Source organism: Spongiactinospora rosea (genome assembly GCF_003315795.1).
Lineage (GTDB): Bacteria > Actinomycetota > Actinomycetes > Streptosporangiales > Streptosporangiaceae > Spongiactinospora > Spongiactinospora rosea.
In genome coordinates this window covers 394,610-418,994 of the sequence record NZ_QMEY01000002.1, presented here as the reverse complement: position 1 = coordinate 418,994, position 24,385 = coordinate 394,610, and the positions used below count along the sequence as shown (strand labels likewise).

The following is a 24,385-nucleotide window of genomic DNA, read 5'->3' as shown; positions in this document are numbered from 1 at the left end:
CTCAAACCGCGGCCGGGCGCAGGGCGAGCTTCGGGGTGGCGGCCAGTACCTCGAAGTTCCGGGTGGTCCGCTTGACCCGGCCGAACAGGCCGTCCGGGCCCGCCACGCACATCCGGGTCACGCCGAGTTCCTTGAGCGTGTCCACCACGGCGGGCCAGCGCATCGCGCGTACGAACCCGTCGAGCAGCAGGGACCGCACCCCGGCCCCCGTAGTGATCAGTGAGCCGTCGTGGTCGGAGACCACCGGCAGCGCCGGATCGGCGAACTCCAGCGGGCCGATCACCTCCGCCTCGGCGCGGGCACGCAGCGGCGCGAACAGCGCGGAGTGCATCGGCGGGCGCATGGTGTAGAGCGGCAGCGCGCCCATGGTCCGCAGCCTGCCCTCGAACCATGCAAGGACGTCCGCGCGCAGCGACACCATGAAGAAGTCGTCGTCCACGTGACAGGCCAGGTCGTGCCACTCGCCGCGCCCGTCCAGCTCGGCCAGCAGCTCCTCCAGCCGTTCGCGCGGGGCGCGGGCGAAGGAGTGCGTCACGACGTCGGCGTGCTCGGTGGCGAAGTACTCCTCCATCAGCCGCGCCAGCCGGGCCGTCATCAGCACGGCCTCGCCGAACGGCAGGCAGCCCGCGTACGCCGCCGCGGTCTTGCCGCCGAAGCTCGGCCCGGCGCAGGCCACCGGCGCCAGGTCGAAGCGCTCCTCGGCCCACCGCGCCAGCGCCAGGCAGTTGATCAGGAAGGCGACCTGGGCGTACTCGGAGTAGTCGCCCTCGGTCGTGCTGTACCGGTCCAGGAGGGGGTAGCCGAGCACGTCGTCGGCCTCGGCCACCAGCCTTCCGGCGATGGGGTCGCGCAGCATGAACCGGCCGACGTCGGAGAAGGGCATCGGGCCCATGCCGGGGAAGACGACCGCGGTCACGTTGTCCATACCTCAGAAACGTACGAGCCGCCCTCACCCGGCATAACCCCTAACGTGGCCCCCTACGACGGTCCGGCGCTCTGCGGCATCCGCATCCGGCGGAGCAGGACGACCACCAGGACCGCCATGAGCACCAGCACGCCGGTGCTCAGGTACGCCGCGAAGTGGAACCCCTCGGTGAACGACGCGAACGCGTTCTCCAGCAGCGGCCCCTTGACCCCGGCGGGTGCCTGCTCGGCCACCGCCACCGCGCCGCCCAGCGTGGCCCCGCTGGCCTCGGCCGCCTCGCCGGTGAGCTGCTCCGGGATCCTGGTGGACATCCGCTCGCGGTAGACCGCGATGGCCACGCTGCCCAGCGTCGCGATGCCGAGCGCGCCGCCGAACTCCGAGGCGGTCTCCGACAGCGCCGCCGCCGCCCCGGCCCGCTCCGGCGGCGCGGCGGCCACGATGAGGTCGGTGGCCAGCGCGATGACCAGCCCGAGGCCCAGCGTGACGACGATGTAGCCGGTCAGCAGCGCCACCACCGAGGACCCGACCTGGACCTGCGAGACCAGCGCGAACCCGGCCGCGCCGATCAGCAGCCCGAGGCCGATGACGTAGCCGGGCCTGATCCGCTTGGCCAGCAGGCTGGCCAGCGTGACGCCGACGATGGTGCCGAGCATGGTCGGCAGCATCCACAGCGCGGCCCGGAACGGGCTGATCCCGAGCACCACCTGGAGGTACTGCACGGCCAGCATGCCCAGCCCGGCCGCGGCGAAGGTGACCATGGTGTTGGCGACGATCGACCCCGTGAACGCTCCCCGCCGGAACAGCGACGGATCGATCAGCGGGTGGGTCATCCGGATCTGCCGGATGACGAAGACCAGCCCGACCAGCGCCCCGGCCCCGATCGCGACGAGCGAGGTGGTGGTCACGCCGTCCTCGGCGATCTGCTTCACGCCATAGATGATCGACAGCACGGCCACCATCGACAGCAGGGCGCTGAGCAGGTCGAACCTGCCGGGGTTGGGGTCCTTGTACTCCGGCAGCAGTAAAGCGCCGAGCACCAGCAGCAGCACCATCACCGGCACGTTGATCAGGAACACCGAGCCCCACCAGAAGAACTCCAGCAGCGCCCCGGCGATGATCGGGCCGATCGCCAGCCCGCCGGAGAACGCGCCGGTCCACACGCCGATGGCGGTACGCCGCTGCGCGTCGTCGTGGAACATGTTGCGCAACAGCGACAACGTGGACGGCGCCAGCGTGGCCCCGCCGAGCCCGAGCAGGGCGCGGGCGGCGATCAGCATCTCGGCGCTGGTGGAGTACGCGGCGAGCACCGACGCCCCGCCGAAGGCCAGCGCGCCCAGCATGAGCAGGCGCTTCCTGCCGATGCGGTCACCAAGGCTGCCCATGGTGATCAGCAGGCCGGCCAGGAAGAAGCCGTAGATGTCGACGATCCACAGCAGTTGCGAACCGGTGGGGGTCAGGTCCTGGCTGAGCAGGGGCAACGCGAAGAACAGGACCGACAGGTCCATAGAGACGAGCAGCACGGGCAGGACCAGCACAGCGAGTCCCACCCACTCCTTCCAGCCAGCCTTGGCTGCGGTGGTGGTCATGGAGGCGACTATACAAGCGTTTTAATCGTCTGTATAGGACGGATGTATGTATAGATCGTATGTATGTATAGTGTGCTCGTGGGACATCGCGAAGACCTGCTGGAAGGCGCCAAGCGGTGCCTGTACGAGAGGGGCTACGCGCACACGACGACGCGCGACATCGTGGCCGCCTCCGGTACGAACCTCGCCTCCATCGGCTACCACTTCGGCTCCAAGGAAGCCCTGCTCACCCAGGCGCTGATCGAGATACTCAGCGACTGGAGCGACAGCATCGAGGGCATCGACCTGCCCGAACACACGGCCGGTGACCCGATCGACCAGTTCCAGGAGATCTGGGAGCGGGTCACGGGGGTGTTCTCGCAGGGCGCGAAGGAGTGGACCGGCAGCTTCGAGGCGTTCGTCCAGATGAAACGCTCGCCGGAGGTGCTCGCGTCGATCGCGCGCAAGTACGAGGAGGGGCGGCTCGGGCTGCCCAAGGTCTTCGAAGGCGTCGTGGACGCGGACGGCGAGCGGGCGAACCGGGCGTTCGGCGGGCTGCTGCTGTCGCTGCTCATCGGGCAGGCGGTGCAGCGCGAGGTGGACCCGGAACACGCCCCGACGGCCCGCGACCTCGCCGAGGCCATCCGCCTCTTCGCCGCGGCCGCCGCCAAGGCGGAACAGCGGGACGACTGACCACCGCCGGGTAGAGGCGACCCCTGCCCTGGGTGCGCCGGAGCCCCTGCCGAGGCTCGCGGCCACCCCTGCCTTTCAGGCCGGGCTCAGGTACGTTTCAGGCCAGGCTCAGGTACGTTTCAGGCCAGGCTCAGGTACGCGGAGATCTTCTCCAGGATCGCGGCCTGGTGCTGGGCCAGGAAGAAGTGCCCGCCGCGGAAGACGTTCAGCTCGAAAGCGCCACTGGTGTGCGCTGACCAGGCACGCGCCTCATCGACCGTCACCTTCGGGTCATCGTCGCCGGTGAACACGGTGATCGGGCAGGCGAGCGGCGGGCCCGGCCGGTAGACGTACGTTTCGGCGGCCCGATAGTCGGCGCGGATCGCGGGCAGCGCCATCCGCAGCAGCTCCGGATCGCCCAGGACGCGCGGATCGGCCCCGCCGAGGCGGCGTACGTCGGCCAGCAGCCCCTCGTCGTTGAGCAGGTGAACGCGCTCGTCACGCGGCATCGACGGCGCTTTCCGCCCCGAGACGAACAGATGCGCGGGCGGAGCACCCGCCTTCTCCATGAGCCGCGCCAGCTCGAACCCCAGACTCGCGCCCATACTGTGCCCGAACAGCGCCACCGGCGGCCCGTCCCACGGCCCCAGCGCCTCGAACACCCCCCGGGCCAGCTCCACCAGGTCGATCACGCACGGCTCGTGCCTGCGGTCCTGCCGCCCCGGGTACTGCACAGAGACCACATCGAAACGCGCGGACAACTTCTGGGACACCGGCAGGAAAAAAGGCGCCGACCCTCCCGCGTGCGGCAGGCAGATTAACCTGCTCGCACCGCCCGGCGCCGGGTGGAAACGCCTTCCCCAAAGAGCCTGTTCGGTCGTCGTCATTTTCATGCTTTCGGTCGCTCGACATTCGTTAGGGGCAGCATGCCATCTTGACGTTAGGTGGCACGTCGGAGCATGGCCAACCCCTAGAGGTTTAGGGGTTGGCCGCTGCTGGGGGGGCTCCGTAGCGTTGGGCCGATCTCATTCGCGCTCGCGCAGGAGTGGGTTTTCAGTGAACAATGAAGCAAAGCTTGTCGAATATCTGAAAAGAGCGACTGCCGACCTGAGAGAGGCCAGGCGCCGCCTGCGCGAAGCCGAATTGAGGGAACACGAGCCCATCGCCATTGTCGGCATGTCGTGCCGGTATCCGGGCGGGGTGGACTCGCCCGAGGGGCTGTGGCGGCTGGTCGCCGATCAGGTGGACGCGATCTCGGGCTTCCCGGTGGATCGCGGGTGGGACATCGACGCGGTGTACGACCCGGAGCCGGGGGTGCCGGGCCGTTCGTATGTGCGTGATGGCGGGTTCCTGTACGACGCGGCGGAGTTCGATCCCGCGTTCTTCGGGATCAGCCCGCGTGAAGCGGTGGCCATGGACCCGCAGCAGCGGTTGTTGCTCGAGGTGTCGTGGGAGGCGCTGGAACGGGCCGGGCTCGATCCGCATGATCTGAGGGGCAGCCAGACCGGTGTGTTCGCCGGGGTCATGTACGACGACTACGGCAGCCGGCCCGGGAAGGTCCCCGAGGACATCGCCGGGTACGTCGGCAACGGCAGCGCGCCGAGCGTCGTGTCCGGGCGGGTCTCCTACCTCTTCGGGCTCGAAGGGCCTGCGGTGACGGTGGACACGGCGTGTTCGTCGTCGCTGGTCGCGCTGCATTTGGCGGCGCGGTCGCTGCGGCAGGAGGAGTGCTCGCTGGCGCTGGTCGGCGGGGTGACGGTGATGGCCACCCCGTCGATGTTCGTCGACTTCAGCAGGCAGCGCGGGCTGGCGCCGGACGGACGGTCCAAGTCCTTCGCGGCCGCTGCGGACGGGGCGAGCTGGTCCGAAGGCGTGGGCGTGCTGGTGCTGGAGCGGCTGTCGGACGCTCAACGCAACGGGCACCGGGTCTTGGCGGTGGTGCGGGGGTCCGCGGTCAACCAGGACGGGGCCTCCAGCGGGCTGACCGCGCCGAACGGGCCTTCGCAGGAGCGGGTGATCCGGCAGGCGCTGGCCAACGCGCGGTTGTCCACGGCTGATGTGGACGTGGTCGAGGCGCACGGGACCGGGACGACGCTGGGGGACCCGATCGAGGCGCAGGCGTTGCTGGCCACGTACGGGCAGGGGCGGTCCGCTGAGCCGTTGTGGCTGGGGTCGATCAAGTCGAACATCGGTCACAGCCAGGCGGCGGCGGGTGTCGCGGGTGTGATCAAGATGGTGATGGCGATGCGGCACGGGGTGTTGCCGCGTACGTTGCACGTCGATGAGCCGACGCCGCATGTGGACTGGTCGGCGGGGGCTGTGGAGCTGCTCACCGAGGCTCGGGAGTGGCCGGAGGGGGAGCGGCCTCGGCGGGCGGCGGTGTCGTCGTTCGGGATCAGCGGGACGAACGCGCATGTGATCATCGAGGAGGCCCCGGAGTCGGAGGAGCCTGCCGAGGTTCAGCCGTCGGGTGTGCTGCCGGTGGTGGTGTCGGCGCGGAGTGAAGCCGGGTTGCTTGAGCAGGCCGGGCGGCTGGCCGAACATGTGCGGGCTCGTCCTGAGCTGGAACTGGGCGATGTGGCGGTTTCGCTGACGGCACGGGCGGCGTTGGAACGGCGTGCGGTGGTGGTCGCCGGGGACCGTGAGACGTTGCTCGATGGGCTGGACGGGCTGGTCCCAGGGGCGGCGCTGGTCGCTGGGCGGACCGGGATGGTGTTCTCGGGGCAGGGTTCGCAGCGGCTGGGGATGGGCCGGGAGCTTTATGAGGCTTTCCCGGTGTTCGCCGGGGTCGTCGATGAGGTCTGCGCGGTCACCGATCAGGTGTTGGACCGTCCGCTTCGTGAGGTGATGTGGGGGTCGGACGCTGCTGCTTTGGAGCAGACGGCGTATGCGCAGTGTGGGCTGTTCGCTCTTCAGGTCGGGCTGTATCGGCTGGTCGAGTCGTGGGGTGTGGTGCCGGATGCGGTGATGGGGCACTCCATTGGTGAGCTGGCCGCCGCGCACGTTGCAGGAGTCTTCTCGCTGGGCGATGCGGCGGCGCTGGTCGCGGCTCGTGGGCGGTTGATGCAGGCCCTTCCTGAGGGTGGGGCGATGCTCGCGGTCGCGGCCACCGAAGCCGATGTCGCTCAGGCGATCGAAGGGCTCGATCTGTCGATCGCGGCGGTGAACGGGCCTGCTGCGGTCGTGGTGTCCGGGGCTCGGGAGGCCTTGGAGGGGTTCGCGGCCGGGGTGGAGTGGCGGTGCCGGTGGCTGAGGGTGTCGCATGCCTTCCACTCGGGGCTGATGGACCCGATGCTGGACGCCTTCGCCGAGGCCGCATCGCGGGTCCGGTTCGAGCAGCCGCGTCTGCCGTTGGTGTCGAACGTCTCGGGGACCTGGGCGGGCCAGGAGGTGTGTTCGCCGGAGTACTGGGTCGAGCATGTGCGCCGGACAGTGCGTTTTGATGACGGCGTGGTGGCGATGGCCGCTGATGGTGTGACCCGGTTTGTGGAGATCGGCCCTGATGGGGTGCTCTCCGCGATGAGTGATGAGCGGTTGTTCGTGCCGCTGCTGCGTAAGGATCGGCCTGAGGTCGAAGCCTTGTGGTCGGGGCTGGGGCGGGCTTGGGCCGCTGGTGTGGTGGTGGACTGGAAGGCCGCACTGGCTGGCCGGGGTCGGCGGGTGGACCTGCCGACGTACGCGTTCCAGCGCGAGCGGTACTGGCTGGAGCCGGCGAATGAGGCCGGGGACGTGACCCGGGTCGGGCAGCGGCCTGCCGATCATCCTCTGCTGGGTGCGGTGGTCACGCTGCCCGGTACCGGTGGGGTGGTGTTGACCGGGCGGCTGTCCATCGGCGACCAGCCGTGGCTGGCCGACCATGCCGTACTCGGGCAGGTCATTCTGCCCGGCACGGCCTTCGTGGAGCTGGCGTTGCAGGCCGCCGACGAGGTGGACTGCCGGGCGATCGAGGAACTGACCCTGCACGCGCCGCTGCCGGTGCCGGACGAGGGCGGGATCGCGATTCAGGTGGTCGTCGAGGGCGCGGACGAGGCCGGACGCCGTGCGGTCGCGATCTACAGTGGCCCCTCGTCCGCCACGACGCTGCACGCCTCGGGGACGCTGACACCCGGCGATGCCTCCGCCGGTTGGGAGGCGACGGCCTGGCCTCCGGAGGGGGCCGAGGCCGTGGACATCACGGGTGCCTATGAGGACCTGGCCGAGGCCGGTTATGGCTATGGGCCTGCGTTCCAAGGGTTGCGTGCGGTGTGGCGGCGTGGTGGGGAGGTGTTCGCCGAGGTCGGGTTGCCGGATGCGGCGGGTGGTCGTGGTTTCGGTGTGCATCCGGCGTTGCTGGATGCGGTGTTGCATGCGGCGCTGGTCGGCGATACAGAGGCCGGGCCGTCGATTCCGTTCGCGTGGGGTGGGGTGTCGCTGTTCGCGGCGGGTGTTTCGGTGGTGCGGGTGCGGATTGCGCCTTCTGGGCCGGATGGGGTGTCCGTTGAGTTGGCGGATGAGTCCGGGGTGCGGGTGGCGTCGGTGGGGTCGTTGGTGGCGCGGCCGGTGTCGGCTGAGCGGTTGGCGGCTGCGTTGGTGGCGCAGGGTGGGTTCCGGGAGTCGTTGTATCGGCTGGAGTGGGCCGAGGCCGGGGCCGCTGCGGGTGCGCTCGCCGACGTTCCGGACGCCGTGGCGCTGGTGTGCGAACCGGACGGCGGCGCGGTCCCGGAGTCGGTCCACGCTACGGCCGTCCGGGTGCTGGAGGCGGTGCAGCAGTGGCTGGCCGACGATCGGTTCGCCGACTCGCGGCTGGTGATCGTGACGCGTGGTGCGGTGGCGGTTCGGCCTGATGAGACCGTGGATGACCTGGCCGGTGCGGCGGTCTGGGGTCTGGTGCGGTCGGCACAGGCCGAACATCCAGGACGATTCGTTCTGGTGGACACCGATGGGCCGGTTCCTGCACTGGTGGATGGCGAGCCGGAGTACGCGGTGCGGGACGGGCGGGTGTTCCTGCCCCGGCTGGGCCGGGTCCGGGCGGTGGCCGGGGAATTGCCGCAGTTGTCGGGGCCGGTGCTGGTGACCGGTGGTACCGGCGGGCTGGGCGCGCTGGTGGCCCGGCACCTGGTTTCCGTGCATGGAGTGCGGGAGTTGCTGCTGGTCGGGCGGCGTGGGCTGGACGCTCCCGGCGCTGCCGAGCTGCGTGATGAGCTGGCCGGGCTGGGCGCTTCGGTCGAGATCGCGGCCTGTGATGTGGCCGATCGGGACGCGGTGGCGGGGCTTTTGGCGGGCCGTGCCGTCGGGGCTGTGGTCCACGCGGCCGGTGTGCTGGATGACGGCGTGGTGGAGGCGCTGACGCCCGAGCGGATGGCGGCGGTACTCCGGCCCAAGGTGGACGCGGCCTGGCATCTGCACGAGCTGTTGCCGGACGTGTCGGCGTTCGTACTGTTCTCCTCCGGGGCCGGCCTGATGGGCAGCGCCGGGCAGGCGAACTACGCGGCGGGCAACGCGTTCCTGGACGCGCTGGCTTCGCGGCGGCCGGGCGGTCTGTCGCTGGCGTGGGGCCTGTGGGAACAGGCCGAGGGCATGGGCGGTGCGCTGGCCGAGGTGGACCGGTCGCGAATGAGCCGCGAAGGCGTACTCGCCCTGACCGCGGAGGAAGGGCTGGCCCTGCTGGACACCGCACTCGGTGTCGATGCGGCGGTACTGGCCCCCGTGCGCCTCGACCTGAACGCCCTGCGTGCGCGCGGTACGTCCATTCCCAGCGTGCTCAAGGGCTTGGCGGGCATGCGGACCCGCAGCAGCGCCCCGTCGCGGGGATCGTCCTGGACGCCGCAGACCGTTCTGGAACTGGTCCGCGCTCAAGTGGCGTCGGTACTGGGGCACGGGTCGGTGGAGGCGGTGGAGCCGGAGCGGGCGTTCACGGATCTGGGCTTCGACTCGCTGACGGCGGTGGAGCTGCGGAACGGGCTGGGCTCGGTGACGGGCCTGCGGCTTCCGGCGACGCTGGTCTTCGACCATCCGTCTCCGCGTGTGCTGGCGGAGTACCTGCTGGGTGAGCTAATGGGGAGCGCGCCTGCGCCTGCTCCGGTGCAGGCGGCGGTGGCCGTTGACGACGATCCCGTGGTGATCGTCGGGATGTCCTGCCGGTATCCGGGCGGGGTGGACTCACCTGAGGGGCTGTGGCGGTTGGTCGCGGATCAGGTGGACGCGATCTCGGGGTTCCCGACGAATCGCGGGTGGGACATCGACGCGATGTTCGATCCGGAGCCGGGCCTGGCCGGGCGTTCGTATGTGCGTGATGGCGGCTTCCTGCATGATGCGGCGGAGTTCGATCCGGGGTTCTTCGGGATCAGCCCGCGTGAGGCGCTGGCGATGGACCCGCAGCAGCGGTTGCTGCTTGAGGTGTCGTGGGAGGCGCTGGAGCGGGCCGGGATCGACCCGCACGGGCTGCGCGGGAGCCGGACCGGCGTGTTCGCCGGGGTGATGTACCACGACTACGCCGACTCGGGCGCCGGCGGCAGCGTGGTGTCCGGGCGGGTGTCGTACACGTTCGGGCTGGAAGGTCCGGCGGTGTCGGTGGACACGGCATGTTCGTCGTCGCTGGTCGCGCTGCACTGGGCGGCGCAGGCGCTGCGGCAGGGCGAGTGTTCGCTGGCGCTGGCGGGCGGGGTGACGGTGATGGCCACGCCGGGCTCCTTCGTGGAGTTCTCGTTGCAGCGGGGCCTGGCTCCTGACGGGCGCAGCAAGTCCTTCGCCGGTGCGGCGGACGGGACGAGCTGGTCAGAAGGCGTCGGGGTGCTGGTGCTGGAGCGGCTGTCGGACGCCCGGCGTAACGGGCACCGGGTCTTGGCCGTGCTGCGCGGGTCGGCGATCAACCAGGACGGTGCCTCGAACGGGCTGACCGCGCCGAACGGCCCTTCGCAGGAACGCCTGGTACGGCAGGTGCTGGCCAACGCCGGTCTGTCGGCCCACGACGTCGATGCGGTCGAAGCGCACGGGACCGGGACGACGCTGGGGGACCCGATCGAGGCGCAGGCGTTGCTGGCCACGTATGGGCAGGGGCGGTCCGCTGAACCGTTGTGGCTGGGGTCGATCAAGTCGAACATCGGTCACAGCCAGGCGGCGGCGGGTGTGGCCGGTGTGATCAAGATGGTCATGGCGATGCGGCACGGCGTGCTTCCGGCCACGTTGCATGTGGATGAACCGACTCCCCACGTGGACTGGTCGGCGGGGGCGGTTGAGCTGCTCACCGAGGCCCGGGAGTGGCCTGACGTGGACCGGCCGCGCCGGGCGGGGGTGTCCTCGTTCGGGATCAGCGGGACGAACGCGCATGTGATCATCGAGCAGGCTCCGGAAGAGGAGCCTGCCGAGGTTCAGCCGTCCGGTCTGGTGCCGGTGGTGGTGTCGGCGCGGACCGAGGCCGGGCTGCATGGGCAGGCCGGACGGCTGGCCGAGCACCTGCGTACGCATCCTGAGCTGGAGATCGCCGATGTGGCGGTCTCGCTGACCACGCGGGCGGGGCTGGAGCGGCGTGCGGTGCTCGTGGCCGGGGACCGGGATGGGCTGCTGGCCGAACTGGACGGGCTGGATGCCGGCTCGGCTGTATTGGCGGGGCGGACCGGGATGGTGTTCTCGGGGCAGGGTTCGCAGCGGCTGGGGATGGGCCGGGAGCTTTATGAGGCTTTCCCGGTGTTCGCCGGGGTCGTCGATGAGGTCTGCGCGGTCACCGGTCAGGTGTTGGACCGTCCGCTTCGTGAGGTGATGTGGGGGTCGGACGCTGCTGCTTTGGAGCAGACGGCGTATGCGCAGTGTGGGCTGTTCGCTCTTCAGGTCGGGTTGTATCGGCTGGTCGAGTCGTGGGGTGTGGTGCCGGATGCGGTGATGGGGCACTCCATTGGTGAGCTGGCCGCCGCGCATGTGGCGGGGGTGTTCTCGCTTCAGGACGCTGCGGCGCTGGTCGCGGCTCGTGGGCGGTTGATGCAGGCCCTTCCTGAGGGCGGGGCGATGCTCGCCGTCGCGGCTACCGAGCGGGAGGTCAGCGAGGCGGCCACGGAGCTGGGCCTGTCGATCGCCGCCGTGAACGGGCCTTCGGCGGTGGTGGTCTCTGGGGAACGCCAGGCGTTGGAGGCGCTTGCCGAACGTGGGTGGAGGTGCCGGTGGCTGCGGGTCTCACACGCCTTCCACTCGGGGCTGATGGACCCGATGCTCGACGCCTTCGCGGAAGCGGCTTCCCGAGTGACGTACGCGAGCCCGCGTATTCGGCTGGTGTCGAACGTGTCGGGGACCTGGGCGGGCCAGGAGGTGTGTTCGCCGGAGTACTGGGTCGAGCATGTGCGCCGGACGGTCCGCTTCAACGACGGCGTGACCGCGATGGCGGCCGATGGTGTGACCCGGTTTGTGGAGATGGGCCCTGATGGGGTGCTCTCCGCGATGAGTGATGAGCGGTTGTTCGTGCCGCTGCTGCGTAAGGATCGGCCTGAGGTCGAAGCCTTGTGGTCGGGGCTTGGGCGGGCCTGGGCCGCTGGTGTGGCGGTGGACTGGAAGGCCGCACTGGCTGGCCGGGGTCGGCGGGTGGATCTGCCGACGTACGCGTTCCAGCACGAGCGCTTCTGGCTGACCAGCGGCGGCGGTACCGGCGATCCCGCCTCGCTGGGGCAGGTGGCGGCGGCGCACCCGTTGCTCGGTGCGTTGGTGGCGTTGCCGGAGTCCGATGGCGTGGTACTGACCGGGCGGCTGTCCATCAGCGACCAGCCGTGGCTGGCCGACCACGCCGTACTCGGGCAGGTCATCCTGCCCGGCACGGCCTTCGTGGAACTGGTCCTGCAAGGCGCGGAACGCGTCGGGTGTGAGCGGATCGAGGAACTGACCCTGCACGCGCCGCTGCTGCTGCCGGACGAAGGCACGCTGGCGATGCGCGTCACGATCGGCTCTCTTGACGGCGGCCGGCGCAGCGTCGCGGTGCACTCGTGCGCGGGCGACCCCGAGGCGGATGCGTCGTGGGTCCTCCATGCCACGGGTACTCTGACCGACTCTCCCAGCACGACCGACCCCCACGCGGACCTCACCGCCTGGCCGCCGCCTGGCGCCACTCCGGTCTCGATCGAGGGCCTGTATCCCCGGCTGGCCGAGGCCGGTTATGGCTATGGGCCTGCGTTCCAGGGGTTGCGTGCGGTGTGGCGGCGTGGTGGGGAGGTGTTCGCCGAGGTCGGGTTGCCGGATGCGGCCGATGGTCGTGGTTTCGGTGTGCATCCGGCGTTGCTGGATGCGGTGTTGCATGCGGCGCTGGTGGGGGATGTGGCGGCGGGGCCGTCGATTCCGTTCGCGTGGGGTGGGGTGTCGCTGTTCGCGGCGGGTGTTTCGGTGGTGCGGGTGCGGATTGCGCCTTCTGGGCCGGATGGGGTGTCCGTTGAGTTGGCGGATGAGTCCGGGGTGCGGGTGGCGTCGGTGGGGTCGTTGGTGGCGCGGCCGGTGTCGGCTGAGCGGTTGGCGGCTGCGTTGGTGGCGCAGGGTGGGTTCCGGGAGTCGTTGTATCGGCTGGAGTGGGCCGAGGCCGGGGCCGCTGCGTTCGATGAGGCGGCCGAAATACCGCACGCCGTCACACTGGTTCACGGGGCCGATTCAGTAGAGGCGGTGCACGAGGCTGCGGCGTGGGCGTTGGCCGTGGTTCAGGACTGGCTCGCCGATGACCGGTCCGCCGACTCGCGGCTGGTGATCGTGACGCGTGGTGCGGTGGCGGTTTCATCGCAGGAGACCGTGGCGGACCTGGCCGGTGCGGCGGTCTGGGGTCTGGTGCGGTCGGCGCAGGCCGAACATCCAGGGCGATTCGTCCTGGTGGACACCGATGGGCCGGTTCCTGCGCTGGTGGATGGCGAGTCGGAGTACGCGGTGCGGGACGGGCGGGTGTTCCTGCCCCGGCTGGCGCGGGTGCGCGCGGCGGCTGGGGAGACCCCGGCCATGCTCGGCCAGGTACTGATCACCGGCGGTACCGGCGGGCTGGGCGCGCTGGTGGCCCGCCACCTGGTGACCACGCACAACGTACGCGAGCTGCTGCTGGTCGGGCGGCGTGGCCTGGATGCCCCCGGCGCTGCCGAACTGCGTGACGAACTTGCCGGGCTGGGCGCATCGGTCGAGATCGCCGCCTGTGATGTGGCCGATCGGGACGCCCTGGCCGACCTGCTTGCCGGGCGTGCCATCGGAGCCGCTATCCATGCGGCCGGGGTGCTGGATGACGGTGTGGTGGAGGCTCTGACGCCGGAGCGGCTGAGCACGGTTCTTCGGCCGAAGGTGGACGCGGCCTGGCATTTGCACGAGCTGTTGCCGGATGTGTCGGCGTTCGTGGTGTTCTCGTCGCTGTCGGGGGTGCTGGGCGCGGCCGGGCAGGCGAACTACGCGGCGGCCAATGCCTTCTTGGACGCGCTGGCTTCGCGGCGGCCGGGCGCTCTGTCGCTGGCCTGGGGTCTGTGGGAGCAGGCCGAGGGCATGGGCGGCTCGCTGACCGACGTGGACCGGTCGCGGATGACCCGCGAAGGCGTGCGCGCGCTGACCGCCGACGAAGGCTTGGGCCTGCTGGACGCGGCGCTGGGCATCGAGGCCGCGGCCTTGGTACCGGTGAAGCTGGACCTGGCCGCGCTGCGCGCCCAGGGCGAAGCCGTACCCAACGCACTGCGCGGCTTGGTACAGGTCAAGCGGCAGCGGGCCGCCGAGATCACGCCGGACGGGCTGGCCGGTCGGCTGGCCGGGCTGACCGAGGTCGAGCGTGAGCGCGTGGTCATCGACCTGGTTCGGGCGCAGGTGGCGTCGGTACTGGGGCACGGGTCGGCGGAGGCCGTGGAACCGGAGCGAGCCTTCTCGGACCTGGGCTTCGACTCGCTGACCGCCGTTGAACTCCGCAACCGGCTCGGCACGGTCACCGGGCTGCGCCTTCCGGCGACGCTGGTCTTCGACTATCCGTCTCCGCGCGTGCTGGCGGAGTACCTGCTTGATGAGGTCGTGGGCACCGCCGAGGTGGCGGCTCCCGTGGTCGCCGCGACGGTGGCCGTTGACGACGATCCCGTGGTGATCGTGGGGATGTCCTGCCGGTACCCGGGCGGGGTGAGCACTCCGGAGGAGTTGTGGCGGCTGGTCGCGGGCCAGGTGGACGCCATCTCCGGCTTCCCGGCCGACCGGGGCTGGGACATCGACGGCGTGTACGACCCGGTACCAGAGCAGCCCGGCAAGTCGTATGTGCGCGACGGCGGGTTCCTGCATGACGCGGCGGAGTTCGATCCGGGGTTCTTCGGGATCAGCCCGCGCGAGGCGCTGGCGATGGACCCGCAGCAGCGGTTGCTGCTCGAAGTCTCCTGGGAGGCGCTGGAACGGACCGGCATCGACCCGCTGTCCCTGCGGGGCAGCCGGACGGGCGTCTTCGCCGGGGTGATGTACCACGACTACCTCGACTCCAGCAGCGGCGGCAGCGTCGTTTCGGGGCGGGTGTCCTACACGTTCGGGCTGGAAGGTCCGGCGATCAGCGTCGATACGGCGTGCTCGTCGTCGCTGGTCGCGCTGCACCTGGCCGCGCAGTCGCTCAGGCAGGGGGAGTGCTCGCTGGCACTCGTCGGCGGCGTGACCGTGATGGCCACGCCGGATTCGTTCATCGAGTTCTCCCGTCAGCGGGGGCTCGCGCCGGACGGACGGTCCAAGTCGTTCGCGGCGGCGGCCGATGGTGTGGCCTGGGGCGAGGGCGCCGGCGTGCTCGTGGTCGAGCGGCTGTCGGACGCGCAGCGCAATGGTCACCAGGTACTGGCCGTGGTACGCGGCTCGGCGGTGAACCAGGACGGCGCCTCGAATGGGCTGACCGCGCCGAACGGGCCTTCGCAGGAGCGGGTGATCCGGCAGGCGCTGGCCAATGCCCGGCTGGAGACCTCTGAGGTCGATGTGGTCGAGGCGCATGGGACCGGGACGACGCTGGGCGACCCGATCGAGGCGCAGGCGTTGCTCGCCACCTACGGCCAGAACCGGCAGGAGCCGCTGCACCTGGGGTCGATCAAGTCCAACATCGGCCACACCCAGGCGGCGGCGGGTGTCGCCGGTGTGATCAAGATGGTCATGGCGATGCGGCACGGCACGCTACCGGCCACCCTGCACGTCGATGAGCCGACCCCGCATGTGGACTGGTCGGCGGGCGCGGTGGAACTGCTCACCGAGGCCCGGGAATGGCCCCAGGTGAACCGGCTGCGCCGGGCGGGCGTGTCGTCCTTCGGGATCAGCGGCACCAACGCGCACGTCATCATCGAGCAGGCCCCGGAGGAGGAGCCTGCCGAGGTTCAGCCGTCCGGTGTGCTGCCGGTGGTGCTGTCGGCGCGGACCGAGGCGGGGCTGCGCGAGCAGGCCGAGCGGCTTGCCGAGCACCTGCGTACGCATCCTGAACTGGAACTGTCCGACGTGGCGTTCTCGCTGACGGAGCGGGCCGCGCTGGAACGGCGTGCGGTGGTCGTCGCTGATGACCGTGAAGCGCTGCTGGGTGGCCTTGACCTTGGCGAGGGGCCGGTCTCGGGCCGGACCGGGATGCTGTTCTCCGGCCAGGGGTCCCAGCGGCTGGGGATGGGCCGGGAGCTGTACGAGACCTTCCCCGTGTTCGCCGGGGTCATCGACGAGGTCTGCGCGGTCACCGACCAGGTTTTGGACCGTCCGCTGCGCGAGGTGATGTGGGGCACCGATGCTTCGGCTCTGGAGCAGACCGCCTATGCGCAGTGCGGGCTGTTCGCCCTGCAAGTGGGGTTGTACCGGCTCATCGAATCCTGGGGTGTCGCTCGCGATGCGGTGATGGGGCACTCCATCGGCGAGCTGGCCGCCGCGCACATCGCAGGAGTCTTTTCCTTGAGCGACGCGGCGGCCCTGGTGGCCGCCCGGGGCACGCTGATGCAGGCTCTTCCCGAAGGCGGGGCGATGCTGGCCGTCGCGGCCACCGAAGCCGATGTCGCCCAGGTGATGGACGGACTCGATCTGTCGATCGCCGCCGTGAACGGGCCTTCGGCCGTGGTGGTCTCCGGAGATCGCCCGGCGTTGGAGGAGTTCGCGGCCCGGGTGGAGTGGCGGGTCCGGTGGCTGCGGGTCTCGCATGCCTTCCATTCGGCGCTGATGGACCCAATGCTGGAGGCTTTCGCTCAGGCCGCCGCCCGGGTGACCTACGCGAGCCCGCGTATCCCCCTGATCTCGAACGTTTCCGGTACCTGGGCGGGTCAGGAGGTGTGCTCGCCGGAGTACTGGGTCGAGCATGTCCGCCGCACGGTCCGGTTCGACGATGGCGTGGCCGCGATGGCGGCCGATGGTGTGACCCGCTTCGTGGAGATCGGCCCCGATGGCGTGCTCTCCGCCATGAACGAGGACCGGCTGTCCGTCCCGCTGCTGCGCAAGGACCGCCCCGAGATCGAAGCCCTCTGGTCCGGCCTTGGCCGGGCCTGGGCCACGGGCCTGACCGTGGACTGGAAGCAGGCGCTCGCGGGCCGAGGCCGCCGGGTGGATCTCCCGACCTACGCCTTCCAGCACGAACGCTTCTGGCTGGAGTCCGCGCACGAGGCCGGAGATGTGACCCGCGTGGGCCAGAGCCCCGCCGATCACCCCCTGCTCGGCGCGGTGGTCACCCTGCCCGGCACCGGCGGCGTGGTCCTCACCGGCCGTCTGTCGGTACAAGATCAGCCCTGGCTGGCCGAGCACACCGTACTCGGCCAGGTCATCCTCCCCGGCACCGCACTGGTCGAACTCGCCCTCCAGGCCGCCGACCAGACCGACTGCCGCGCGGTCGAAGAGCTGACCCTGCACGCCCCCCTGGTGATCCCCCAGCAGGGCGGGATCGCGCTGCGCGTATCGGTCGACGCGGCCGACGAGCAGGGCCGCCGCCCCATCGAGTTCCATTCGCTCCCCGAGCGCGCCGCCCCCGGTACCCCCTGGACGCTGCACGCCACGGGCCTGCTCACCGAAACCCCGACCACGGCCACCGCCGAAGACCTCACCGCGTGGCCGCCCCCTGGAGCCGAACCGCTCTCCCTGGACGGCTTCTACGCCCGCCTCGCCGCCGACTCCATGTCCTACGGCCCCCTGTTCCAGGGCCTGCGGGCGGCCTGGCGGCGCGGCGACGACCTGTACGCCGAGGTGGCCCTGCCCGAGGAGGCCGAGGAGCCGTCCAGGTTCGGCCTGCACCCGGCCCTGCTCGATGCCGCCCTGCACGCCACCGACCTGCTCGGCCGCATCGCCCCCGGCCCGGTGCTGCCCTTCGCCTGGGAGAACGTCACCCTGCACGCGGACGGGGCACGCAGCCTGCGGGTCCATATCACGCAGTCGCCCACCGGCCCGGACGCGCTCGCGCTGACCCTGGCCGACGACGCCGGAACGCTGGTCGCCTCGGTCGGTTCCATCGTGATCCGCCCGGTCACCGAGGAGCACCTGGCCGCCGCGCGGACCGAGCCGCTGTTCCAGGTGGACTGGACCCGGCTCGACACCCGCCCACCCGCCCAGCGGCACATCGGCGCGGTGCTGGCCACGGACGCCACCGAGACCCACTGGGGCGCGCCTGTCTACCCGGATGTGGCATCGCTGGCCGAGGCCGGTGACATGCCGCAGACCGTGGCATTGGTGTGCGAACGGGACGGTGGCCCGCTGCCGGAGTCCGTCCACACGACGGCCGTCCGGGTGCTGGAGACGGTACGCCAGTGGCTGGCCGACGACCGCTGCCGCGATTCCCGGCTGCTGGTCGTGACGCGCGGCGCGGTCGCGGTCCGGCCGGGCGAGGCCGTGGAGGACCTGGCCGGTGCGGCGGTCTGGGGCCTGGTGCGGTCCGCGCAGGCCGAGCACCCGGGCCGGTTCACGCTGGTGGACACCGACGGCCCGGTACTCCCGGCCGGCGACGAACCGGAGCTGGTGATCCGGGGCGTCGAGGTCTACGTACCCCGCCTGACCCGCGTACGGCCCACCGGGGAACTGCCGAGGCTGGCGGGCCCTGTCCTGATCACCGGTGGCACCGGCGGCCTGGGCGCACTGGTGGCCCGCCACCTGGCGACCACCCACAACGTGCGCGAACTGCTGCTGGTCGGCAGGCGCGGCCTGGACGCCCCCGGCGCGGCCGACCTGCGCGACGAACTCGAAGCCCTCGGCGCGGACGTAGAGATCGCCGCCTGCGACGTGGCCGACCGCGACGCCCTGGCCGGTCTGCTCGCGGGCCGCGAGCTGGGCGCGGTCGTCCACGCGGCCGGCGTGCTGGACGACGGCGTGATCGAGTCCATGACCCCGGACCGGATGGCCACGGTCCTCCGCCCCAAGGTGGACGCGGCCTGGCACCTGCACGAGCTGTTGCCGGAGGTGCCGGCGTTCGTGCTGTTCTCGTCCCTGACCGGGGCACTCGGCTCTGCGGGCCAGGCCAACTACGCGACCGCCAACGCCTTCCTGGACGCCCTGGCCCAGCACCGGCGGGCCCACGGGCCGGCCGCGCTGTCGCTGGAGTGGGGCCTGTGGGAGCAGGCCGCGGGCATGGGCGGTTCGCTGGCCGAAGCGGATGTGTCGCGGATGGCCCGTGACGGCGTACTCGCGCTGACCGCCGACGAGGGGCTGAGCCTGCTGGACGCGGCCCTGGGCGTGGACGCCCCGGCCCTGATGCCGGTCAAGGTGGACTTCGCGGCCCTGGCCGCCGCCGGGGAGTCCGCCCCGGCGCTGCTGCGCGGCCTGGTGCAGGCCAAGCGGCAGCGGGCCGCCGGCACCGCCCCCAACGGGCTGGCCGCGCTCACCGGGGCTGAGCGCGAACGGGCGGCCATCGACCTGGTCCGAGCCCAGGTGGCCTCGGTACTCGGACACGGTTCGCCGGAGGCGGTGGAGCCGGAGCGGGCGTTCTCGGACCTGGGCTTCGACTCGCTGACCGCCGTGGAACTGCGCAACCGGCTCGGCACGGTGACCGGCCTGCGCCTCCCCGCCACGCTGGTCTTCGACTACCCGTCGCCGCGCGTGCTGGCGGAGTACCTGCTGGACGAGGTGGCGGGCACCGCCGAGGCGGCGACCCCGGAACCGGCAGCGGCGCTCCCCGCCGATGACGACCCCATCGTGATCGTGGGCATGTCCTGCCGCTACCCGGGCGCGGCCGACTCGCCCGAAGGGCTGTGGCGGCTGGTCGCCGACCAGGTGGACGCCATCACCGGCTTCCCCGCCGACCGGGGCTGGGACATCGACGCGGTGTACGACCCGGAGCCCGGCAAGGCCGGGAAGTCCTACGTGCGCGACGGCGGGTTCCTGCACCATGCGGCGGAGTTCGACCCGGGCTTCTTCGGGATCAGCCCGCGCGAGGCCCTGTCCATGGACCCGCAGCAGCGCCTGCTGCTCGAAGTCTCCTGGGAGGCCCTGGAGCGGGCCGGGATCGACCCGCACGCGCTGCGCGGCAGCCGGACCGGCGTGTTCGCCGGAGTGATGTACCACGACTACGCCGACTCCGGCAGCAGCGGCAGCGTGGTCTCCGGCCGCGTCTCCTACACCTTCGGGCTGGAGGGTCCGGCGGTGTCGGTGGACACGGCGTGCTCGTCCTCCCTGGTCGCGCTGCACCTGGCCGCGCAGTCCCTGCGGCAGGGCGAGTGCTCGCTGGCCCTGGCCGGCGGTGTCGCCGTGATGGCCACCCCGGACTCCTTCGTCGAGTTCTCCCGCCAGCGGGGTCTCGCGCCGGACGGACGCTCCAAGTCGTTCGCGGCGGCGGCCGATGGCGCGGCCTGGGGTGAAGGCGTCGGCGTACTCGTCGTCGAGCGCCTGTCCGACGCCCGCCGTAACGGGCACGAGGTGCTGGCCGTCGTACGCGGCTCGGCGATCAACCAGGACGGCGCCTCCAACGGCCTGACCGCGCCGAACGGCCCGTCCCAGGAACGGGTGATCCGCCAGGCGCTGGCGAACGCCCACCTGACGACCGCCGACGTCGATGCGGTCGAGGCGCACGGCACCGGCACCACCCTGGGCGACCCCATCGAGGCCCAGGCCCTTCTCGCCACCTACGGCCAGAACCGGCAGGAGCCGCTGCGGCTGGGCTCGATCAAGTCCAACATCGGCCACACCCAGGCCGCTGCCGGTGTCGCCGGTGTGATCAAGATGGTCATGGCGATGCGGCACGGCACGCTACCGGCCACGCTGCACGTCGATGAGCCGACCCCGCATGTGGACTGGTCGGCCGGGGCCGTGGAACTGCTCACCGAGGCCCGGGAATGGCCTGACCTGGACCGGCCGCGACGGGCGGGGGTGTCCTCGTTCGGGATCAGCGGCACCAACGCGCACATCATCCTGGAACAGGCCCCGGAAGAAGAGCCCGCCGAGCGGCCGGAGCCGACCGGCGGCGTGCTGCCGCTGATCGTCTCGGCGCGGAGCGAGGCCGGGCTGCGCGAGCAGGCCGGAAGCCTGGCCGCGCACCTGCGCGCGCACCCCGGGCTGGAGATCGCCGACGTCGCGTACTCCCTGACCACCCGGGCCGCCCTGGAACGGCGCTCGGTCGTGGTCGCCGGTGACCGGGACGCGGCACTGGACGGGCTGGCGCTGGTCGCGGCGGGTCAGGGCGTGCGGGGCGGCTCGCAGGTGGGCTCGGCCGGGGTGGTGTTCGTCTTCCCGGGCCAGGGTTCGCAGTGGGTGGGCATGTGCCTGGAGCTGCTGGAATCCTCGCCCGCGTTCGCCCAGGCCATGGACGCGTGCGCGGACGCACTCGCCGAGTGGGTGGACTGGCGGCTGCCGGACGTCCTGCGCAGCGCGCCGATGCTGGAACGGGTGGACGTGGTCCAGCCCGTGCTGTGGGCCGTGATGGTGTCGCTGGCCGAGCACTGGCAGGCGCACGGCGTACGCCCTGCGGCCGTCGTCGGGCACTCGCAGGGCGAGATCGCCGCGGCCTGCGTCGCCGGGGCGCTGAGCTTGCGCGACGGGGCCCGGGTGGTAGCGCTGCGCAGCCGGTTGATCGCCGAGACGCTGACCGGGCTGGGCGGCGGCATGATGTCGGTCGGGCTGCCCGCCGACGAGGCCGAACGGCTGGTGGCCGACACCGGGCTGTCGGTGGCGGCGGTCAACGGCGCGAGCTCGGTGGTGCTCTCCGGCGACGGCCGTGAGCTGGACGAACTCGCGGCGACCCTGGAAGGGCGCGGGGTCCGGTACAAGCGGGTGCCGGTGGACTACGCCTCGCACTCCGGGCACGTCGAGGTACTGCGCGAACGGCTGCTGGAAGAACTCGCGCCGATCCGGCCCCGCCCGGCGCGGGTGCCGTTCTACTCGACGGTCACCGGAACCCAGCTCGACACCGCCGAACTGGACGCCGCCTACTGGTACACCAACCTGCGGCAGACCGTTCGCTTCTCGCCGGTCGTGCGGACCCTGCTGGGGCAGGGGCTGCGGGCGTTCGTCGAGTGCAGCCCGCACCCGGTGCTCACGGTCGGCGTCTCGGAGACCGCCGAGGCCGCGGGCGTGGACGTGGTGGCCGTGGGCACGCTGCGCCGCGACGAGGGCGGGCCGGAGCGGTTCCTGACCTCGATGGGCGAACTGTGGGCGGCCGGGGCCGCCGCGGACTGGCCCGCCGCGATCGGCGGCGGCCGGCGGGTGCCGCTGCCGACGTACGCCTTCCAGCACGAGCGCTTCTGGCTGGAGCCGGTACCGGCGGCCGACGTGTCGGCGGCCGGGCTGACCGAGGCGGGGCATCCGCTGCTGGGCGCGGTGGTCCGGCTGCCCGGGACCGGCGGCGTGGTGCTGACCGGCCGGCTGTCGGTACGGGCGCAGCCCTGGCTGGCCGATCACGCGCTGTTCGGCCGGCTGATCCTGCCGGGGACCGGGTTCGTGGAGCTGGCGATCCGGGCCGGTGACGAGGTGGGCTGCGGAGTGGTGGAGGAACTGGTGCTGCACGAGCCGCTGGTCATCCCCGAGGACGGCGGGGTCGCCATCTCGGTGCTGGTCGAGGGGGCGGACGACTCCGGACGCCGGTCACTGGCCGTCCACGGCCCGGGTGACATCCTGCACGCCTCCGGCGTACTGGCCCCCTACGGGGACGGCGACGCCACCGGCGCCGACCTGGCGGCCTGGCCGCCCCGGGACGCCGAGCCGATCGACCTGACCGGCTTCTACGACGAGATGGCCGCGCGCGGGTACGGGCACGGGCCGGAGTTCCGGGGGCTGCGCGCCGCCTGGCGTACGCGGGACGGGGTGGTCGCCGAGGTCGCGCTGCCCGAGGGCGCGAACGCGGACGGCGGGCTGCACCCGGCGCTGCTGGACGCGGTCCTGCACGCCGCCCCACTGATCGACGCGGGGGAGCGGGAGGAGGACGGACCGCTGATCCCGTTCGCGTGGAACGGGGTGACGCTGCACACGGCCGGGGCCTCGCACGTACGGGCCCGGCTCACCACGACGCCGGACGCGCCGGAGGCGCTGTCCATCGAGCTGACCGACCTGACCGGCGCGCCGGTGGCCTCGGTACGGTCGCTCACCCTGCGCGCGGTGTCGGCGCGGCAGCTCAGCGCCGCCCAGGTCGCGCAGACCGGCGACCTCGCGTCCCTGCTGTACCGGGTGGAATGGGCGAAGACGTCCGGCACCCCGGCGGGCGACGAGGTGGTCCTGGAATGCCCGCGCCACGACGGTGACATGCCGGGCGCGGTACGCGAGACCGTGCTCGCCGTGCTCGGGGCCATCAAGCAACGGCTGGCCGACGAAGCGTCCGCGGCGTCGCGGCTGGTGATCGTGACCCGGGGCGCGGTCGCCGCGACTCCGGGCGAGCGGGTCCACGACCTGGCCGGGGCCGCGGTGTGGGGCCTGGTCCGGGCGGCACAGGCCGAGCATCCGGGCCGGTTCGTGCTGGTGGACGCCGACGGCCCGGTCCTGCTGGCCGGGGACGAACCGCAGGTCGCCGTACGGGACGGCGCGGTGTACGCGCCCGTCCTGGCGAAGGTCCGCGCGGCGGCCGGGGAGCCCCCGGCCGTGCCCGGCCAGGTACTGATCACCGGCGGCACCGGCGGCCTGGGCGCGCTGGTCGCCCGCCACCTGGTGGCCGAACGCGGCCTGCGGAACCTGCTGCTGGTCAGCCGCCGCGGCCTGGACGCGCCCGGCGCGGCCGACCTGCGCGACGACCTGATGGGGCTGGGCGCGAACGTCGAGATCGCCGCCTGCGACATCGCCGACCGCGACGCGGTGGCCGGGCTGCTCGCGGGCCGTACGGTCGGGGGGGTGGTGCACGCGGCCGGGGTGCTGGACGACGGCGTGATCGAGTCCATGACCCCGGACCGGATGGCCACGGTGTTCCGGCCCAAGGTGGACGCGGCCTGGCACCTGCACGAACTGCTGCCCGACGCGTCGGCGTTCGTGCTGTTCTCCTCGGCCACGGGCGTGCTCGGCGGCCCCGGCCAGGCCAACTACGCCGCCGCCAACGCCTTCCTGGACGCCCTCGCCGAACAGCGCCGGGCGGACGGGCGGGCGGCCGTGTCGCTGGCCTGGGGCCTGTGGGAGCAGGCCACCGGCATGACCGGCGAACTCGCCGGCCGCGACCTGTCCCGCATGGCCCGCGAAAGCGTGCTCGCCCTGACCGAACGCGAAGGGCTGGCCCTGCTGGACGCCGCGCTCGGCCTGGACGCCGCGACGCTCGTCCCGGTGAAGTTCGACCCGGCGTCCATCGCGCACGCGACCTCGCCGATGCTGCGCGGCCTGGCCCCCGCCAGGCGCCGCGCCACCGGCGATGACCCGGCCGACGGCCAGGACCTCCGCCGCCGCCTCGCCGAACTCCCCGGCGCCGAACGCGAGCGCGCCCTGCTCGACCTGGTACGCGCCCAGGTCGCGACGGTACTGGGGCACGCCTCCACCGACGAGGTGTCCGCCGACCGGGCCTTCAAGGAGGTCGGATTCGACTCGCTCACCGCGCTCGAACTCCGCAACCGGCTGGGCGCGGCCGTCGCGCTGCGACTGCCCGCCACCCTCGTCTTCGACTACCCGACCCCGGCCCACCTGGCCGCGTACCTCAAGTCCGAGCTGTTCGAGGACGCCGATCCCGCCCAGGACGTGCTCAAGGACATCGACCGGCTGGAAGCGGCCCTGGCGGGGCTGGCCTCCGGCACGGGCGGCACGGGCGGCTCCCGCATCACCGCGCGCCTGGAGGCGCTGGTCCGCCAATGGCAGGACAAGGACCAGGGCCTGGACGGACTGCCTGTGACCACGACGGACCTGGAGTCGGCCACCGACGACGAGCTGTTCGCGGTGCTCGACGGCGAATTCGGTGTCCACGGCGACGAGAACCTTTGATCGTTGACAG

The 24,385-nt window shown here is 71.9% G+C and carries 5 protein-coding genes and 1 pseudogene; 3 read left to right on the top strand and 3 right to left on the bottom strand.

Going from position 1 to position 24,385, the window contains the following annotated elements; all coding sequences use genetic code 11:
* Position 1 precedes the first annotated feature (1 nt).
* Both DP939_RS07155 and DP939_RS07150 read right to left on the bottom strand, forming a co-directional pair.
* A complete protein-coding gene (locus tag DP939_RS07155; protein ID WP_113979796.1) occupies positions 2-925 on the bottom strand; it encodes an ACP S-malonyltransferase in 924 nt (307 codons plus the stop codon).
* Between the two features lie 53 nt (positions 926-978).
* Positions 979-2,523: an MFS transporter gene (locus DP939_RS07150; protein ID WP_404828580.1), complete on the bottom strand. Its 1,545-nt coding sequence runs from the start codon at positions 2,521-2,523 to the stop codon at positions 979-981.
* Positions 2,524-2,589: 66 nt separating this feature from the next.
* Between DP939_RS07150 and DP939_RS07145 the strand changes: the two genes are divergently transcribed.
* On the top strand, positions 2,590-3,183 hold the full coding sequence (locus DP939_RS07145; protein WP_113980095.1) for a TetR/AcrR family transcriptional regulator: 594 nt from the start codon (positions 2,590-2,592) through the stop codon (positions 3,181-3,183).
* A gap of 119 nt (positions 3,184-3,302) precedes the next feature.
* On the opposite strand, the gene DP939_RS07140 is transcribed toward DP939_RS07145, so the two are convergent.
* On the bottom strand, positions 3,303-4,049 hold the full coding sequence (locus DP939_RS07140) for a thioesterase II family protein (RefSeq protein WP_113979794.1): 747 nt from the start codon (positions 4,047-4,049) through the stop codon (positions 3,303-3,305).
* A 4-nt stretch (positions 4,050-4,053) separates the two neighbouring features.
* Between DP939_RS07140 and DP939_RS49255 the strand changes: the two are divergent.
* Together DP939_RS49255 and DP939_RS47645 are read left to right on the top strand one after the other, a co-directional pair.
* A pseudogene (locus DP939_RS49255) lies at positions 4,054-4,293 on the top strand (polyketide synthase docking domain-containing protein); the annotation flags it as partial.
* 12 nt (positions 4,294-4,305) lie between these two features.
* Positions 4,306-24,375, top strand: coding sequence for an SDR family NAD(P)-dependent oxidoreductase (locus DP939_RS47645; RefSeq protein WP_404828579.1), 20,070 nt, complete (start codon positions 4,306-4,308; stop codon positions 24,373-24,375).
* Positions 24,376-24,385 lie beyond the last annotated feature (10 nt).